Origin of the sequence: Nocardia sp. JMUB6875 (genome assembly GCF_041154655.1) — a bacterium.
In the GTDB taxonomy this organism is placed as follows: Bacteria; Actinomycetota; Actinomycetes; order Mycobacteriales; family Mycobacteriaceae; genus Nocardia.
Window position 1 is genome coordinate 1 of record NZ_BAAFGR010000172.1, and the last position, 15187, is coordinate 15187.

Below are 15187 nucleotides of genomic sequence, written 5' to 3' on the forward strand. Positions count from 1 at the left end.
TGGGATCAGCGTGCGCGCTCGGATGCGGGGGCGGGATAGCGTATTCGGCGAGTGTGGATGACACGACCGGTTGTGAACAGGAGTAATGCCACTCGTGTGCCGGTTTCGCCCGGCCGCATCCGGGGATGAGGCTCGCGTTTTTGGAGGACACCGCGATGAGCGCTTCGGAGGACCTGGAGCAGGGGATCGATTATCGATTCACGCTGGCCAATGAGCGCACGTTCCTGGCGTGGATGCGGACCGCGTTGGGGCTGCTGGCCGGTGGGGTGGCGGTGCACGAGTTGGTGCGGCCGTTCCGGCAGCACGGGCTGCGGAGTGCGGTGGCGATGAGTTGCATTGTGCTGGCGGCGATTATCGCCGTGGGGGCGTATGGGCGGTGGCGGCATGTGCAGGCGGCGATGGAGCGCGGGGATCGGCTGCCGCACACGGTGATGGTGCCGATTCTCGCCTTCGGCATCGCGGTTATCGCGGTGCTGGCCAGCTTCGGGTTGTTGTTGTCGTGACCAGCCCGGAGGCGGGGCTGGCGGCCGAGCGGACCGCGCTGGCGTGGCGGCGGACCGCCATCGGCTGCATGGCGAATCTGCTGCTGTTCGTGCGCGTCGCGTTCACCAGCGAGTACCGGCCGGTCGTCGTTCTCGCTCTCGTCGCCATGGTGGCGCTGGCGGTGGTCACCGTCGTCTGTGTGCGCCGCAGCGCCGTGTTGCATTCGCATCGAAAAGGCAACTGGAGCAATGGAAGACGCTCCATCACCGCCTTCGCCGTCGCTATCGGTGCGGTGGTGGCGACCGCGCTGGCGATCTCGATCGCCTACGCGCTCTCGGCCGCCTGACGCGGATTCGCGAGCGCGAAGTGCACCATCGGCCCGAGCACCCCGGGCACGGTTTCGAACGCCCGCATCCCCAACCGCTCGATCAGCGCGATCGAGGCCGCGTTGCCCTCGTCGATCTCGGCGAGCACCCGGTCGCGCCCGAGCACCTCGAACGCGTAGTCCACCACGGCCGTGGCCGCCTCCAACGCCAGCCCGCGCCCTTGATGGCCCGGATCGAGGCTGTAGACGACCTCGAGTTCCGGCCCGCCGTCGAGTCGTCGGAGCCCGGCCGTGCCGATCAGGTCCCCGCCGCCGATCGGATCCCCGCTCCCGATCAACCGCAACCCCCAGAACCCGAAATTCGAGGCAGCGAAATCCTTTTCGGAATTCACGATGATCTCGGTCACTTCCGCGTCGCTCAGCACCTCCCCGTCGAGCAGGAATTCACGCACTTCCGCCTTCCGCAACAGCCTCGACAACGCGTCGTGGTCGTCCGCGCTCAGCGGTGTCAGTATCAGCCTCCCGGTCCGCAGCATCCGTCCACGCTAGGCCCCTGACCTGCGCGTCCGCATCCGAATTTCGCCGACCCCGGGGCCGATTTCGGTCTCGGCCCGCCGCTGCGTAAACTGGGTCAGCGGTTTGCGTGAACGCGAACCGACTTCGCGCGCCCACAGTGAGTGTCGCCGGCTGGTCCCCCTGAATTTTTCTCGGAGGGTTCCGGTGGCCGTGGGCGCCAGGGCAGGGATCGCCGATTCCTGTGTCAACCAGCAACGAGAGGAAGTTACGGAGCCATGGCTGTCGTAACAATGAAGCAGCTGCTCGACAGCGGCGCGCACTTCGGTCACCAGACCCGCCGGTGGAACCCGAAGATGAAGCGGTTCATCTTCACCGACCGCAACGGCATCTACATCATCGATCTGCAGCAGACGCTGACCTACATCGACAAGGCCTACGAGTTCGTCAAGGAGACCGTTGCCCACGGCGGCACCGTCCTCTTCGTCGGCACCAAGAAGCAGGCCCAGGAGTCGATCGCCGCCGAGGCGACCCGCGTCGGCATGCCCTACGTGAACCAGCGCTGGCTGGGCGGCATGCTCACCAACTTCTCGACCGTCCACAAGCGGCTGCAGCGCCTGAAGGAGCTGGAGTCGATGGAGCAGACCGGCGGTTTCGAGGGTCGCACCAAGAAGGAAATCCTCATGCTGACGCGTGAGAAGAACAAGCTGGAGCGCACCCTGGGCGGCATCCGGGACATGGCCAAGGTTCCCTCGGCCATCTGGGTTGTCGACACCAACAAGGAGCACATCGCCGTCGGCGAGGCTCGCAAGCTGAACATCCCGGTCATCGCGATCCTGGACACCAACTGCGACCCGGACCTGGTCGACTACCCGATCCCGGGTAACGACGACGCGATCCGTTCGGCCGCGCTGCTGACCAAGGTCGTCGCGTCCGCCGTCGCCGAGGGCGTGCAGGCTCGTGCCTCGCGTGCCGCCGGTGACTCGAAGCCCGAGGCCGGCGCCGGCGAGCCGCTCGCCGAGTGGGAGCAGGAGCTGCTGGCTCAGGCTGCCCCGGCCGCCGAGCCGGAGACCGCTGCCGAGGCGGAGCTGAAGGAAGACCCGGCCACCAAGACCCCGGCCGACTTCTGATCCACCCGCCGCGAGGCATCTGTTCACCTTGCCGACCGTTCTCGGTCGAAAACGGTCGGCAAGGTTGACACCCACAGACTTTCACTCACAAAGGGAGGCTCGCCCGAGATGGCGAACTACACCGCCGCCGATGTGAAGCGGCTCCGCGAGCTCACCGGCTCCGGCATGATGGACTGCAAGAAGGCGCTCGAGGAGAACGCGGGCGACTTCGACAAGGCCGTCGAGTTCCTGCGCATCAAGGGCGCCAAGGATGTCGGCAAGCGCGCCGAGCGCGCCACCGCCGAGGGCCTGGTCGTCTCGCAGGACGGCGTCCTGATCGAGATCAACTCCGAGACCGACTTCGTCGCCAAGAACCAGGAGTTCCAGGACGTCGCGAACGCCATCGTGGCCGCCGCCGCGAAGGCCCGCCCGGCCGACCTGGACGCCCTGAAGGCGCTGGACGTCGATGGCAAGACCGCCGACCAGGTGCTGCAGGAGCTGGCCGCCAAGATCGGCGAGAAGCTCGAGCTGCGCCGCGTCGCCGCGTTCGACGGCCAGACCACCGTCTACCTGCACAAGCGTGCCACCGACCTGCCGCCGTCCGTCGGCGTGCTGATCGAGTACACCGGTGACAACGCCGAGGCCGCCCGCGCCGCCGGCATGCAGGTCGCCGCCCTCAAGGCCAAGTACCTCACCCGCGAGGACGTCCCGGCCGAGCTCGTCGCCAAGGAGCGCGAGATCGCCGAGGCGACCGCCAAGGAAGAGGGCAAGCCGGAGGCCGCGCTGCCGAAGATCGTCGAAGGCCGCGTCAACGGCTTCTACAAGGACGTCGTGCTCCTGGAGCAGGCCTCGGTCACCGACTCCAAGAAGACCGTCAAGGCCCAGCTGGACGAGGCCGGTGTCACCATCACCCGCTTCGCCCGCTTCGAGGTCGGCCAGGCCTGATCGCCTGACACACTCGAAAAGGCCCCTCGCCCATCGGATTCCGATGCGCGAGGGGCCTTTCCTTTTCCCTGCCCGGGTCGATGGCCTTCGGCTAGGAGGTCGGGGGCGGGCAGGCGGCGCCGTAGTACACGCTGCCGGTGATCTCGATCAGCCCGGCGACGAGAGTTCCCAGGGCGCTGCTCTTGGCGGGGTTGCAGGGGACATATCCCAGAGCCATCGGCAGATCGAGCAGGCCCGCGTTGCGGCTTCCGGTCGAGGAGAGCGAGGCCGAGCCGAGGGCGGAGCCGGAGACCGGGCCGAGCAGTATGTCGCTGCTGCCGGGGCCGCCGGCGCCCTCCACGGCGATCTCGCTCGGGGTGTCGGGTGAGTAGGGGGTGAGGGGGATGTCGGCGGCGGCCGGGCCCGCGGCGGTGGTGAGGGCCGCGGCGAGGGCGAGGCCGGCGAAGGCGGTGCGGGGTGCGAATCGTGGTGTGGGCATGGTCATTTCCGCACGCACCACGGGTTGCCGCTCAGGCTGTCGAGCAGGCAGTAGCCCTGGAAGGAGCCGGACAGGAAGGGGACCGTGAGCTGGCCGCTGCCGGAGTTGAGGAACTGGACCAGGTATTGGCTGATGTCGGGGGCGCCGCTCGACTGTGCCAATGCGCTTCCGGTGAGCAGCGGGATGCCGAGGAGGTTGTCGATGCCGGTGCCTCCGCTGCCCGTGGCCGGGCCGGCGGTGTTGTCGAGGCTGACCGATTCGGGGGTGGCGGGGGTGAGCGGGATGTCGGCGGTGGCCGGGCCCGCGGTGGCGGCGAGGGCGGCCGCGAGGGCGAGGGCCGCGAATCCGGTTCGGGCTGCGCCGGTTTTGGAGATCATGGGCGCAGATCGTATTTGAAATCTGCGCGTTTCAAACTGGTTCGCCGCCCCGAATTACCGGGGCAGCGCATCGGATGCCAGGTGGTTGCCGGTTACTCCGCAGGGCGGTTCTGGAGCGGGGTCAGTTGGTGGATGTCGTGCTTGAGGCGCAGCTCGGAGATCAGGTCGGGGGTGGCCTCACCGGAGAGCAGGAGCTCGCTCAGCTCCGCGAGGTACTTCTCGTGGCCGGAGGGGGTGACCATGAAAAGCATTTTGGCGGTGGTGGTTCCGGGGTTGTAGAAGGCGTGGGGGCAGCCCGCGGGGACGTACATGAAGCTGCCGGGACCGCCGCGGTAGACGGTGGTGCCGTCCTCGGCTTCCCAGGTGAGCCAGTCGCCGATGGCCTTGGCCTGCGGGTGGAAGGCCAGCAGGTTCAGCTCGCCCTCGACGACGTAGAAGATCTCCTCGGCGTGGCCGTGCCAGTGCGCGCCGACGTCGAAACCCGGTGGGACCTCGGCCTCGAACGCCGACCAGGCATCGGAGCGGTCGGCGCCGACCTTCATGGTCATGGTGGGCTGGACCTTGTCGCCCACGCCGGGCGCCAGCAGCAGGCCGTCGGCGGCCAGGAGTCCGTCGGTCATGGTGTGCTCCTCGGATTTCCGGGTTCAGAGTTTCCAGTCGGTGTGGTCGACCCACGCCTGGAAGGTCATCAGTTCGGGCAGGTCGGCGCGCAGGGCGGCGAGGTCGACGGGCGGTTCGGGGTGGGAGTTGAAGTAGGCGAACATCTTTCCCACCTGCTCGTCGAAGGCGCGGATCTGCTCGACCGGCACCTGCACGTTGCGCGGGGTCAATCCGGCTGTGCGGGCGAGGGTTTCGGCGATCTGGACCGGTGTGGGGGCATCGCCCGCGAGATCGACGGTGCGGCCGATGAAGTCGCCGGGGCGCTCGAAGGCCACCGCGGCGAAGCGGCCGATATCCTCGATGGCGATCAGCGGCATCGGCTGTTCGGGCGGCACCGCCAGCGCCAGCACCAGGTTGTCCCCGTCGCGGACGGGCTTGCTGTAGGTCGCGAAGTTGTCCATGAACGACACCGGCCGCAGCATGGTGGCGGGCAGGCCGAGCGCGCGAATGTGGTTCTCGATGTGTTCTTTCGCGTCGTAGTACTCGATGCCCGAGCCCGCGCCGACACCGCGCAGGGAGCTGTAGACGAAGTGCTCGACGCCGCTCTTGGCGGCCAGATCCGCCACCGCCTTGCCGTGCCGTTCCTCGGCCGCGATGGCGTCGAGGCTGATGTGGACGCCGTCCATCATGGTCAGCATGAGGAAGACGCCGTAGGCGCCGTCCAGGGCGGCGCGCAGCGAGTCCTCGTCGTCGAGGTCGCCGGTGACCAGTTCCGCGCCCGCGTCGCGCAGTCGCCGGGCCGCGGGCTTCTCCGGGTCGCGGACGAAAGCCCGTACCGGCCAGCCCTTTTCGAGGAGGGCGCGGGCGGCCGCGCCGCCTTGCCGCCCGGTTGCTCCGATGACCAGTACCGGTCCACGCCCTGTACTCATGCCCAGCTCCTGCCGTGTCGATCTCGCTTCGACCGTAGGAAGGCGCGCGCGGATCTGTCCTGGTGGTGATACTGCTAGTCAGGTACCTGTACAGGGGGCTATCCAGATGGTAAGTGGCAAAGGCACTTCCGATTCCCGCCCGGTCTCGGCCCGGCACGTCCAACTCGGTGAATTCCTGCGGGCGCAGCGTGCCAGATTACAGCCGGCGGACGTGGGTCTGGTGCCCTACGGCGATCCGGCGCGGCGGCGGACACCGGGCTTGCGGCGCGAGGAGGTCGCCGAGCTGTCGGGCGTCGGGGTGACCTGGTACACCTGGCTCGAGCAGGGCCGGGAGGTGGCGGCCAGCCGCCAGGTCATCGACGCGCTGGCCCGGACGCTGCGGCTGGATCCGGATCAGCATCGCCACCTGAGGTTTCTGGCCGGGCTGGCGGAGCCCGAGGACCCCGATATCGATACCGACCGGGCGCGTCTGCAACGCCTGGTGGACGCCGTCATGCCCAGCCCCGCCAGCATCTACGACGCCTGTTTCGACTATCTGGTCTGGAATCGCGCCTACGTGTTGGTCCGCGACGACCCGCTCGACCTGCCGCCCGAGCGCCGCAATCTGATCTGGATGATGTTCACCGAGAACGAGAATCGCAGGCGGATGACCCACTGGGCGCGGGCCGCGCGCGCCGTGGTGAGCCAGTTGCGCGATGCGCTCGGCCGCCGTCCCGACGATGCTCGCCTCGCCGCCCTGGTCGCCGGATTGACCGTCGCCAGCCCGGAATTCCGCCGCTGGTGGTCGGAGTACCCGGTGCGCAGGTTTCGCCCCGCGACCATCGTGGTGAACCATCCGGGCGTCGGTTCGATCGAACTCGAGGTGTTCCAGTTGCGCCCGGCCGAGGACCCGAACCTGCTGATGGTGATCCAGGCCCCCGCCACGCCGGTCGCGGCCGAGCGCATCGCGGCCGTGCTGGCGGCCGGACAGCCCGCCCGAAAAGTCACGAATCAGTAGGCCGTATCGAGGGTCGGGTCACCGTCGTGACCGGTCGTGAGGCAGGATAGATGAAGCTTTGTAGCCGTCCCGTGCAATTCGTCGGCCGGGATGGTCTTTTCATGTGCCCGCGCACATCGCCCCACCAGACGCTCGATTGCACCGCCGAGACAAGGAGACCGATGACGGACCCGGATACCGCCCCCGATCGCAAGGGCTATCGCCGAGTGCTCCTCAAGCTGGGTGGCGAGATGTTCGGCGGTGGCCGGGTGGGTCTCGATCCCGATGTGGTGCAGATGGTCGCCGAACAGATCGCCGAGGTCGTCTCCGAGGGCGTCCAGGTGGCGGTCGTGATCGGCGGCGGCAACTTCTTCCGCGGCGCCGAGCTCGAGGAGCGCGGCATGGAGCGGGCCCGCTCGGACTACATGGGCATGCTCGGCACCGTCATGAATTCCCTTGCGCTGCAGGATTTCCTGCAGAAGCAGGGCATCGACACCCGGGTGCAGACCGCCATCACCATGGGCCAGGTCGCCGAGCCCTACCTGCCGCTGCGCGCCAAGCGCCACCTGGAGAAGGGCCGCGTCGTGATCTTCGGCGCGGGCATGGGCATGCCCTACTTCTCGACCGACACCACCGCCGCCCAGCGCGCGCTGGAGATCGGCGCCGAAGTGGTGCTCATGGCCAAGGCCGTGGACGGCGTCTACACCGCGGATCCCAAGGAGGATCCCGACGCCACCATGTTCACCGAGATCACCCACAAGGAGGCGTTGGAGCGCGGCCTCAAGGTCGCCGATGCCACCGCCTTCAGCCTGTGTATGGACAACCAGATGCCGATGCTGGTGTTCAATTTGTTGACCAAGGGAAATATCGCCCGCGCTGTCGCCGGTGAGAAGATCGGCACCCTGGTCAGGTCGTGACCGTTGACCAGGGTCCGGTCGTGACCGACGACAAGAACCATGACGCAGTGGAGGAAACGCCGTGATTGAAGAAGCGCTCTTCGACGCCGAGGAAAAGTTCGAGAAGGCCGTCTCGGTGGTGAAGGACGACCTGGGCTCGATCCGGACCGGTCGTGCTAATCCGGGCATGTTCTCGCGCATCGTGGTCGAGTACTACGGGTCGATGACACCGATCACCCAGATCTCCTCGATCACCGTGCCAGAACCGCGCATGGTGGTGATCAAGCCGTACGAGCAGGCGCAGATGCAGCCGATCGAAACCGCCATCCGCAATTCCGATCTCGGGGTGAATCCGACCAACAACGGTGACATCATCCGGGTCTCGATCCCGCAGCTCACCGAGGAGCGCCGCCGGGAGATGGTGAAGCAGGCCAAGTCCAAGGGCGAGGACGCCAAGATCGCCATCCGCAATGTCCGCCGCAAGGCCATGGATGAGCTCAACCGCATCCAGAAGGACGGCGAGGCGGGCGAGGACGAGGTCGGTCGCGCCGAGAAGGAACTCGACAAGACCACCCAGAAGTACGTGGCGCAGGTCGACGAGCTGGTGAAGCACAAAGAAGGCGAACTGCTCGAGGTCTAGCGCCTGCCGCTGGAGTGCTGAGACGGCCGGTCTCCGGCCGGGGGTAGGGACGAACGGACGACAAGTTGAGCGACGGGACAATCGTGGCCGAAGAGACTGCCGCCACCGGCGAGGTGCCGGAGGAAGCCATCGCGTCGTCGGCGAATGCCGCGGCCGCGACGTCGGCGGTATCGGGCAATTCGGTCGATGCGGGCGGCAATCAGGTCGAACCGGGCACCGCCGACTCGGCCGGGCCCGCGGGCGGTGGATTCGAGGGCGGCGCTGGGTCCGAGGGCAAGGCGCCCGCGTCGAAGGCGGGCCGCAATCTGCCGGCCGCGCTGGCGGTCGGATTCGGGCTGGGGTTGTCCCTCATCGCGATTCTGCTGTGGGCGCCCAAGGTGCTCGTCGGCGTGATCGCGGTGGCGGTCGCGGTGGCCACCTGGGAGGTGACCAAGCGGCTGCGCGAGGCCGATGTGCTGGTGCCGCGGATTCCGCTGCTGGTCGGCGGGCAGGCGGTGGTCTGGCTGGCCTGGCCGCTCGGGCCGCAGGGCGTGCTGGGCGCGTTCGGCGCGACGGCGCTGACCCTGATGGTGTGGCGGCTGTTCGACCACGGCCTGACGGCGACGCCGCGAAACTACCTGCGCGACACCGCGATCTCGGTCTTCGTGCTGACCTGGGTGCCGCTGCTGGCCGCGTTCGCGGTGCTCATGCTGTCCCAGGACGACGGCAATCTGCGGGTGCTGACCTTCATGATCCTGGTGGTCTGCTCCGATGTGGGCGGGTACGTGGCCGGGGTGCTGTTCGGCAAGCATCCGATGGTGCCGCACATCAGCCCGAAGAAGTCCTGGGAGGGCTTCGCCGGGTCGCTGGTGTTCTGCGTGATCGGCGGTCTGCTGACGGTGACGCTGCTGCTGCAGGCGAATTCGATGATCGGCGTGCTGCTGGGCGCGGGGCTGGTGCTCGTGGCGACCAGCGGCGATCTGATCGAATCGCAGATCAAGCGGGAGCTGGGCATCAAGGACATGGGCACGCTGCTGCCCGGACACGGCGGCATCATGGATCGACTGGACTCCATGCTGCCGTCCGCGTTCGTGGCCTGGCTCGTGCTGACCGCGCTGCTCTGAGCTACTTGGCTTTCTTGGCGGCGCGCCGCAGTTGCAGGATGCGGTAGCCGCCGATTAGCGCGGTGACCAGCGCACCCGCGATGACCGACAGCAGGACGAGAACGCCCAGGGGCAGATTCCAATCCCAGGCGAAGACGGTCACATTGACCTGTTCGAGGTTCTGCAGGATGAAGACCAGCAGCGCGATGCCGATCAACGCGGCGATGACCAGGCCGATCCACGCATAACCGGCGCGGGTCTTGAGAGCGCCCTGGCCCTTGTGCTTCGAATTTCCCTTGCTCGGGGTCGGATCCGCCCCGGCGTCTGGCACGGCGGTTGTCATAGCTCGATCATTGCTGATCGCTATGACGGAAGCTCGGATATCGGGTCGTCGACCTGTTCCGCGTCGTCGAGCCTGGCCAACGCGTCGTCGAGTTCCCGGCCGATGTCCTCGAGCCCGGCGATCAGCTGGTCCAGGTGCTGATTCACCCCGGCGAACTCGTCGACGAGGTCGAATTCCGCGTACGCCGCGCGGAGCATGGCCCGCTGCTCCGCCAGCTCCTCCAATTGTGGATCCGGTTCGGTCACGGGCCGAGGGTACCGCCGTGCCCTGGAATCCGGCCGTAACCGGGAAAACGCCGGTACGTACACTGGACGGGTTATGACGACTCCCTTGCCCCTCGTTTTCGATGCCCCGCGTCGCGGCATGCCGCCCCGGCATCTCGCCGACCTCGATGCGCAGGAGCGCAAGGCGGTGGTCGAGGAGCTCGGGCTGCCGAAGTTCCGGGCCGATCAGATCGCCCGGCAGTACTACGGGCGGTTGGTGGCCGATCCGGACAAGATGACCGATCTGCCGGAGGCGATGCGCGCCAAGGTCGCCGAGGCGTTGTTCCCGACGCTGCTGACCGAGATCCGCCACATCGAATGCGATGACGGCACCACCCGTAAGTCGCTGTGGAAGGCGAACGACGGCACGCTGCTGGAGTCCGTCCTCATGCGCTATCCGGACCGCAACACGCTGTGCATCTCCTCGCAGGCGGGTTGCGGCATGGCTTGCCCGTTCTGTGCCACCGGGCAGGGCGGGCTCAACCGCAATCTGTCCACCGCCGAGATCGTCGACCAGGTGCGCGCCGCCGCTGCCGCCCTGCGCGACGGTGAGGTCGCGGGTGGGCCGGGCCGCCTGTCCAACATCGTGTTCATGGGCATGGGTGAGCCGCTGGCCAACTACAAGCGCGTGGTGAACGCGGTTCGCCGCATCACGTCTCCCTCGCCGGAGGGTTTCGGTATCTCGCAGCGCTCGGTCACGGTGTCGACCGTCGGCCTCGCCCCCGCCATCCGCAAGCTGGCCGATGAGAACATGTCGGTGAGACTCGCTGTCTCCCTGCACACTCCGGACGACGAACTCCGAGACACCTTGGTACCGGTCAACAATCGCTGGCCGGTCGCCGAAGTCCTCGACGCCGCACGCTATTACGCCGACAAGTCCGGCCGCCGCGTCTCCATCGAATACGCGCTGATCCGCGACATCAACGACCACCCGTGGCGTGCCGACATGCTCGGCAAGAAACTCCACAAGGCGCTGGGCCCCCTGGTCCACGTCAACCTCATCCCCCTCAACCCCACCCCCGGCAGCAAGTGGGACGCCAGCCCCAAACCGGTCCAGGACGAATTCGTCCGCCGCGTCCAGGCCCAGGGCGTCACCTGCACCGTCCGCGACACCCGAGGCCAGGAAATCGCCGCCGCCTGCGGCCAGCTCGCCGCCGAGGGCTAGATACCGCGTTTGCCCGTATGCTCCGGCGAATGCACCGTTGAGGGGAGCGACAGTGACCTATCCAGAACCGCAGCCGAATCAAGATCCGGCGCAACAGCCCTATTGGGATCCGGCCGCGCAGCAGTCCTACCCGCACCCGTATCCGCCCGCGCCACACCCGTATTCGGCCGCGTCACAGCCATACCCGGCCGCGCCTGGGCAGCCGCCGTATCAGGATCCCGCGGCGTATCAGCCGTTTCCGGGGATGGCGCAGTATCCGGGTGGACCGGCTGGGGCGTCGAAGCCGCCACAGCCGGTGATGAACGCCTTCTATCTCATACTGGCCGGTGCCGTGCTGACGCTGATCAGCACGCTGTACGGCCTCACCCAGCTGTCGACGGTGCGGGACAAGGCTTCCGAGAGTTCGAGCGGCGCCCTGACCGAGAGCGACATCGATACGATCACAAACGTCTCGTTCGGCGTAGGCATCGTGATGTCCGTGATTTCCATCGGCCTCTGGCTCTGGATGGCGTTCGCGACCCGGGCCGGCAAGAACTGGGCCCGCATCACGAGCACCGTCTTCTTCGCCCTCTACTCCTTGTCCACGCTGCTCACCCTGATCGGCCTGTTCCTGCCCAACGTCGACACCGCGGTGATCTCAACCGTTTTCGGCCTCCTGACCTGGTCCGTCGGCCTGGGCGCGGTAATCCTGCTGTGGAACAACCAGTCGAGCGCCTACTTCCGCCCGTCCCCCACCTACCCGATGTACCCCGGCCGGTAGCCGACCTTCTCGCAGTCCTCCTCTACCTCACCATCGCCCTGAACCTCGCCTGACCAGCCGACGGCTGTCACGTTCACCGGTGCTCGATTGTCGTATGGCGATAAGCAATCGAGGAGGTTGTTGTGAACGTCTTACTTTGGATCGGGCAGATCGCTTTGGCTGTTGTGTTCGCCGTATCGGGTTCGGCCAAGTCCACACTGTCGCGGGAGCGGCTGGTTGAGCTGGGGCAGACCGGGGTTGGGTTGTATTCGCGCGCTGTTGTCAAGGTGACCGCCGCGTGTGAATTGCTCGGTGTTGTCGGGATCATCGTGCCGTGGTGGACCGGGATTGCGCCGGTGCTGACGCCTTTGGCCGCGGTGGGGTTCGCGGTGGTGATGGTTGGTGCGATCATTGCGCACCTTCGGCTGCGGGAGCCGAAGAACATCGCTATCACTACGACCATTCTGATCATCGCGATTCTGGTGGCCGTGGGTCGATTTGCCGGGTTGTGAGGGGTGGGTCTGGGAAAGTTGGTTGATGGGATCGATCGCTGTCGCTCCGCGTCGGATGCCCCTGCTCGGGCATGTGGCTTCGCTGGTGCGTGATCCGCTGGAGTTCTTGAGATCGCTGCCTGCGCACGGGGATCTGGTGCGGATCGGGCTAGGGCCGGTGAGTGCGGTGGCCGTTTGTGATCCGGAGTTGACCAGGGAACTGTTGCGGCGGGATCGGGTTTTCGACAAGGGTGGGGCGTTGTTGGATCGGGTTCGGGAGGTGTTGGGGGAAGGGTTGGTGACTTGTCCGTATTCGGTGCATCGGCGGCATCGGCGGTTGTTGCAGCCGTTGTTTCAGGCGGGTCGGACCGGGGAGTATGCGGCGGTGATGAGTCGGCGGATCGGGGAGACGGTCGAATCCTGGTGGGATGGGCGGGTTCTCGATGTGAAGGCGGAGATGCATGCGCTGACTTCGGGGGTGACGGCGGCCGCGTTGTTCACGCATTCGGTGCCGGGGGCGCGGTTGACGCGGATGCTGGAGGATCTCGATCGGGTGGTGGCGGCGTTGATGGTGCGGACGGTGATGCCCGCGCCGCTGTTGCGGGTGCCGACGCCGGGGAATCGGGGGTATGAGCGGGCGATCACGAATTTGCGGGCCGCGCTGGCGGAGATCATCGGTGCTCGGCGTTCCGCGGGGACTGATGGGGGAGATCTGTTGTCGGCGTTGATCTCTGCGCGTGACACGAGTGGGGAGGGGTTCAGTGATCAGGAGATCAGTGACCATGTCATCACGTTCTTCGTCGCGGGGACCGAGACCACCGGTACCGCGCTGGCGTGGGCGCTGTATCTGCTCGATCAGCATGCGGATGTCGCGGATCGTCTATACGCCGAAGTCGATTCGGTACTGGGTGGTCGGTCTGCCCGCTACGAAGACCTGCCGCATCTACCCCTCACCAGGCGCGTGATCACCGAAACCCTGCGCCTGCGTCCACCGGTCTGGTTCGTCACCCGCACCGTCAGCGAGGACACCGAACTCGGCGGCCACCCGCTCGCCGCCGGAACCACGGTGCTGTACAGCGCTTTCACGATCCAGCACCGCGCCGATCTCTACCCCGACCCCGATCGATTCGACCCGGACCGCTGGCTGGCGGCCAAACCCGGGTCCCGCGGCGGCTTCCTGGCCTTCGCCGACGGCGCGCGCAAATGCATCGGCGAGGACTTCGCGATGACGGAGATGACGCTCGCGCTGGCCAGCATCGCCTCCCGCTGGCGGCTGAAGACCCTGCCCGGCAGCGACCCCCGCCCGGCCCGATCCGCCACGCTGCAACCCCGGCACCTGCGCATGCGAGTCACCGCGGCGACACCCGTCGGGCGCGGCGTCACGCGGCCGGAAGCCGAGAATAGCGACCGGACTTCATGATCCAGTCGATGTGACCGCTGACCCAGTCGCAGACGCCCCGGCTGAAATCGGCGGCCGCGCTATCCGGATCCGCAGCGAAATAGGCCGATGCATCGAGCAGCGTGCGCATCCGGGTGTCGCGGAAATCCACCACGCACCGAACCGCCGCGGCGAGGTCGGGAGCACCGTGCTGAGCCGCCGCCGTCACGCCGTTGATGGGGAATTCCTCATCGGGCCCGCTCTCCCTGGCATACGACAGCAGATCGTTGTCGAGATCCGCGAGATCGGCAGCGGCCTGGACCAATTCGTTCATCCGGGCACCGCACATCACGTCCGCCGGGACCTCGCAATCCAGGCTGATATCGGTCAGCATGAGGCAGGCGACGTTGGCCCCGCCGAGCCTGCGCATATGCGCGTACGAGGCCAGCGGCGGCAGCGACCTGGCCTGACGCCGCCCCGCCTCCCACAACTTGGTGAGCAGATACCGCTCGGTGTCCGCCGCCCACCGCTGCCGCTGCACCGGCGAGCCCATCGCCGCAACCCTCCCGTGCAGGTCACGCAGCGCCCGCCGCACCGGAAGCTCCTGCGAATTCCCCGATTCCGGCGCCTCGAGCACCTCGATCAGCTCCCCGATCACCGCACTGAACCCGACCGGATCACTCCCGATCCGATTGCCGTCGCAGTACAGATCGTCGAACGCGAACAGCCACGTGATGAAATCGGTCGCCAGCTGCGTCCCCTCCCGAGTCCCGCGCGGATAGGTGTAGGACCCCAAAGCCCCTGGCGCACCGGCCCAGAACTCCTCGACCCGCGCGGCCGGCATCACCCCGTGCCCGTCGAGCCACGCCCGGCTGTCCGCCTCGACGGCCACGCGCAGGGGATGCACCGATCCCCGCAACGGACACCACAGTTCCTGATCGCCGACAGTCGTCATGACAGACTCTCCGTATTCCGGACGGGCGGTCGGGAACCCGTCGCATCCATGATCCCCGGGTCACCGACCGCACGAGACCGGAATCCCACCGCCATTTTCCGGCCGCGATCTTGGAGAACCCTTCGCACACTTGACGATTCGCCAAGCCTGGTCTCATCGCCCGCACCGGGCTCCTTTCCGCTCGCTTCGACGCCGCCACCGACATCACCTCGACCGACTGCGCATCGAGCTCCTCGACTCGCTGGACCCGTCTCGGAGGAATTCTTCCGAGTGCGCTGATGCCGGGCCGTGGGGCAACCGACCCGGGGGGGTGCGAAGATCGGTGGAGGCGGGCGACTCCTGCGCGCACACGCGGTGATCGGCTTATGCTCGGGGTGGAAGGCTCGTTTTCGTATCGGGGTCGTTGTGGGGCATGTCGATCCGTTTTCTACGCGCCGCGATGTGACCTCCGGGTTCGCGGCGGAGCTCGAGGCGGCCGGGTTCGGGGGGCCGGTGTAGAT

General features: G+C 67.2%; 20 protein-coding genes. 12 read left to right on the forward strand and 8 right to left on the reverse strand.

All coding sequences use genetic code 11. The annotated features are described in order from the left end of the window. The first annotated feature begins 155 nt into the window (after window positions 1–155). Window positions 156–503, forward strand: a complete 348-nt coding sequence (locus ACAM49_RS32355) for a YidH family protein (RefSeq protein ID WP_369639352.1) — start codon at window positions 156–158, stop codon at window positions 501–503. After that, window positions 500–829 carry a DUF202 domain-containing protein gene (locus ACAM49_RS32360; RefSeq protein WP_369639353.1) on the forward strand — a complete coding sequence of 110 codons (330 nt, stop codon included), beginning with the start codon at window positions 500–502 and terminating at the stop codon, window positions 827–829. The genes ACAM49_RS32355 and ACAM49_RS32360 overlap by 4 nt, the downstream gene beginning before the upstream one ends. Here ACAM49_RS32360 and ACAM49_RS32365 read toward each other — a convergent pair. Continuing rightward, window positions 808–1344, reverse strand: a complete 537-nt coding sequence (locus tag ACAM49_RS32365; protein WP_369639354.1) for a GNAT family N-acetyltransferase — start codon at window positions 1342–1344, stop codon at window positions 808–810. The two genes, ACAM49_RS32360 and ACAM49_RS32365, sit on opposite strands and share 22 nt — an antisense overlap. A gap of 255 nt (window positions 1345–1599) precedes the next feature. Here ACAM49_RS32365 and rpsB point away from each other — a divergent pair, with 255 nt between their 5' ends. Next, window positions 1600–2451 carry a 30S ribosomal protein S2 gene (gene rpsB, locus ACAM49_RS32370; RefSeq protein WP_369639355.1) on the forward strand — a complete coding sequence of 284 codons (852 nt, stop codon included), beginning with the start codon at window positions 1600–1602 and terminating at the stop codon, window positions 2449–2451. A 108-nt stretch (window positions 2452–2559) separates the two neighbouring features. Continuing rightward, window positions 2560–3375, forward strand: a complete 816-nt coding sequence (gene tsf / locus ACAM49_RS32375) for a translation elongation factor Ts (protein ID WP_040810952.1) — start codon at window positions 2560–2562, stop codon at window positions 3373–3375. A gap of 91 nt (window positions 3376–3466) precedes the next feature. On the opposite strand, the gene ACAM49_RS32380 is transcribed toward tsf, so the two are convergent. The 4 genes from ACAM49_RS32380 to ACAM49_RS32395 all read right to left on the reverse strand — a co-directional run bounded on the left by ACAM49_RS32380 (window position 3467) and on the right by ACAM49_RS32395 (window position 5759). After that, window positions 3467–3853 carry a hypothetical protein gene (locus ACAM49_RS32380; RefSeq protein WP_369639356.1) on the reverse strand — a complete coding sequence of 129 codons (387 nt, stop codon included), beginning with the start codon at window positions 3851–3853 and terminating at the stop codon, window positions 3467–3469. A 2-nt stretch (window positions 3854–3855) separates the two neighbouring features. Continuing rightward, entirely contained in the window at window positions 3856–4230 is a 375-nt protein-coding gene (locus tag ACAM49_RS32385) for a hypothetical protein (protein ID WP_369639357.1), read from the reverse strand. Window positions 4231–4322: 92 nt separating this feature from the next. Next, on the reverse strand, window positions 4323–4850 hold the full coding sequence (locus tag ACAM49_RS32390) for a cupin domain-containing protein (protein ID WP_369639358.1): 528 nt from the start codon (window positions 4848–4850) through the stop codon (window positions 4323–4325). Window positions 4851–4874: 24 nt separating this feature from the next. Then, window positions 4875–5759 carry an NmrA/HSCARG family protein gene (locus ACAM49_RS32395; RefSeq protein ID WP_369639359.1) on the reverse strand — a complete coding sequence of 295 codons (885 nt, stop codon included), beginning with the start codon at window positions 5757–5759 and terminating at the stop codon, window positions 4875–4877. A gap of 106 nt (window positions 5760–5865) precedes the next feature. On the opposite strand from ACAM49_RS32395, the gene ACAM49_RS32400 reads away from it, so the two are divergent. The 4 genes from ACAM49_RS32400 to ACAM49_RS32415 all read left to right on the forward strand — a co-directional run bounded on the left by ACAM49_RS32400 (window position 5866) and on the right by ACAM49_RS32415 (window position 9374). Beyond that, window positions 5866–6756 carry a helix-turn-helix transcriptional regulator gene (locus ACAM49_RS32400; RefSeq protein ID WP_369639360.1) on the forward strand — a complete coding sequence of 297 codons (891 nt, stop codon included), beginning with the start codon at window positions 5866–5868 and terminating at the stop codon, window positions 6754–6756. 161 nt (window positions 6757–6917) lie between these two features. Further along, a complete protein-coding gene (pyrH, locus tag ACAM49_RS32405) occupies window positions 6918–7652 on the forward strand; it encodes a UMP kinase (protein ID WP_040810948.1) in 735 nt (244 codons plus the stop codon). Between the two features lie 61 nt (window positions 7653–7713). Further along, window positions 7714–8271, forward strand: a complete 558-nt coding sequence (frr, locus tag ACAM49_RS32410) for a ribosome recycling factor (protein WP_369639361.1) — start codon at window positions 7714–7716, stop codon at window positions 8269–8271. Window positions 8272–8336: 65 nt separating this feature from the next. Further along, window positions 8337–9374 (forward strand): phosphatidate cytidylyltransferase, encoded by a 1038-nt coding sequence (locus ACAM49_RS32415; RefSeq protein ID WP_369639362.1) that lies wholly within the window; start codon window positions 8337–8339, stop codon window positions 9372–9374. Between the two features lies 1 nt (window position 9375). Here ACAM49_RS32415 and ACAM49_RS32420 read toward each other — a convergent pair whose 3' ends face one another. Both ACAM49_RS32420 and ACAM49_RS32425 read right to left on the reverse strand, forming a co-directional pair. Next, complete coding sequence (locus ACAM49_RS32420) at window positions 9376–9696, reverse strand: lipopolysaccharide assembly LapA domain-containing protein (RefSeq protein ID WP_369639363.1); 321 nt, start codon at window positions 9694–9696, stop codon at window positions 9376–9378. 20 nt (window positions 9697–9716) lie between these two features. Then, the gene (locus ACAM49_RS32425; protein WP_369639364.1) at window positions 9717–9941 is read right to left on the reverse strand and encodes a hypothetical protein; all 225 of its coding nucleotides are present in this window, start codon (window positions 9939–9941) and stop codon (window positions 9717–9719) included. Between the two features lie 73 nt (window positions 9942–10014). On the opposite strand from ACAM49_RS32425, the gene rlmN reads away from it, so the two are divergent. From rlmN to ACAM49_RS32445, 4 genes are all read left to right on the forward strand, one after another. Continuing rightward, window positions 10015–11124: a 23S rRNA (adenine(2503)-C(2))-methyltransferase RlmN gene (rlmN, locus tag ACAM49_RS32430; RefSeq protein ID WP_369639365.1), complete on the forward strand. Its 1110-nt coding sequence runs from the start codon at window positions 10015–10017 to the stop codon at window positions 11122–11124. Window positions 11125–11176: 52 nt separating this feature from the next. Next, the gene (locus ACAM49_RS32435; protein ID WP_369639366.1) at window positions 11177–11884 is read left to right on the forward strand and encodes a hypothetical protein; all 708 of its coding nucleotides are present in this window, start codon (window positions 11177–11179) and stop codon (window positions 11882–11884) included. A gap of 122 nt (window positions 11885–12006) precedes the next feature. Continuing rightward, entirely contained in the window at window positions 12007–12375 is a 369-nt protein-coding gene (locus ACAM49_RS32440; protein ID WP_369639367.1) for a DoxX family protein, read from the forward strand. A gap of 25 nt (window positions 12376–12400) precedes the next feature. Next, the gene (locus ACAM49_RS32445) at window positions 12401–13774 is read left to right on the forward strand and encodes a cytochrome P450 (RefSeq protein ID WP_369639368.1); all 1374 of its coding nucleotides are present in this window, start codon (window positions 12401–12403) and stop codon (window positions 13772–13774) included. Here ACAM49_RS32445 and ACAM49_RS32450 read toward each other — a convergent pair. Beyond that, window positions 13734–14687 carry a hypothetical protein gene (locus tag ACAM49_RS32450; protein WP_369639369.1) on the reverse strand — a complete coding sequence of 318 codons (954 nt, stop codon included), beginning with the start codon at window positions 14685–14687 and terminating at the stop codon, window positions 13734–13736. The two genes, ACAM49_RS32445 and ACAM49_RS32450, sit on opposite strands and share 41 nt — an antisense overlap. Between the last annotated feature and the right edge of the window lie 500 nt (window positions 14688–15187).

Coding starts and splice junctions, on each gene's coding strand:
- ACAM49_RS32355 (WP_369639352.1), top strand. CDS start 156: ATGAGCGCTTCGGAGGACCTGGAGCAGGGGATCGATTATCGATTCACG.
- ACAM49_RS32365 (WP_369639354.1), bottom strand. CDS start 1,344: ATGCTGCGGACCGGGAGGCTGATACTGACACCGCTGAGCGCGGACGAC.
- rpsB (WP_369639355.1), top strand. CDS start 1,600: ATGGCTGTCGTAACAATGAAGCAGCTGCTCGACAGCGGCGCGCACTTC.
- tsf (WP_040810952.1), top strand. CDS start 2,560: ATGGCGAACTACACCGCCGCCGATGTGAAGCGGCTCCGCGAGCTCACC.
- ACAM49_RS32380 (WP_369639356.1), bottom strand. CDS start 3,853: ATGCCCACACCACGATTCGCACCCCGCACCGCCTTCGCCGGCCTCGCC.
- ACAM49_RS32385 (WP_369639357.1), bottom strand. CDS start 4,230: ATGATCTCCAAAACCGGCGCAGCCCGAACCGGATTCGCGGCCCTCGCC.
- ACAM49_RS32390 (WP_369639358.1), bottom strand. CDS start 4,850: ATGACCGACGGACTCCTGGCCGCCGACGGCCTGCTGCTGGCGCCCGGC.
- ACAM49_RS32395 (WP_369639359.1), bottom strand. CDS start 5,759: ATGAGTACAGGGCGTGGACCGGTACTGGTCATCGGAGCAACCGGGCGG.
- ACAM49_RS32400 (WP_369639360.1), top strand. CDS start 5,866: ATGGTAAGTGGCAAAGGCACTTCCGATTCCCGCCCGGTCTCGGCCCGG.
- pyrH (WP_040810948.1), top strand. CDS start 6,918: ATGACGGACCCGGATACCGCCCCCGATCGCAAGGGCTATCGCCGAGTG.
- ACAM49_RS32420 (WP_369639363.1), bottom strand. CDS start 9,696: ATGACAACCGCCGTGCCAGACGCCGGGGCGGATCCGACCCCGAGCAAG.
- rlmN (WP_369639365.1), top strand. CDS start 10,015: ATGACGACTCCCTTGCCCCTCGTTTTCGATGCCCCGCGTCGCGGCATG.
- ACAM49_RS32445 (WP_369639368.1), top strand. CDS start 12,401: ATGGGATCGATCGCTGTCGCTCCGCGTCGGATGCCCCTGCTCGGGCAT.
- ACAM49_RS32450 (WP_369639369.1), bottom strand. CDS start 14,687: ATGACGACTGTCGGCGATCAGGAACTGTGGTGTCCGTTGCGGGGATCG.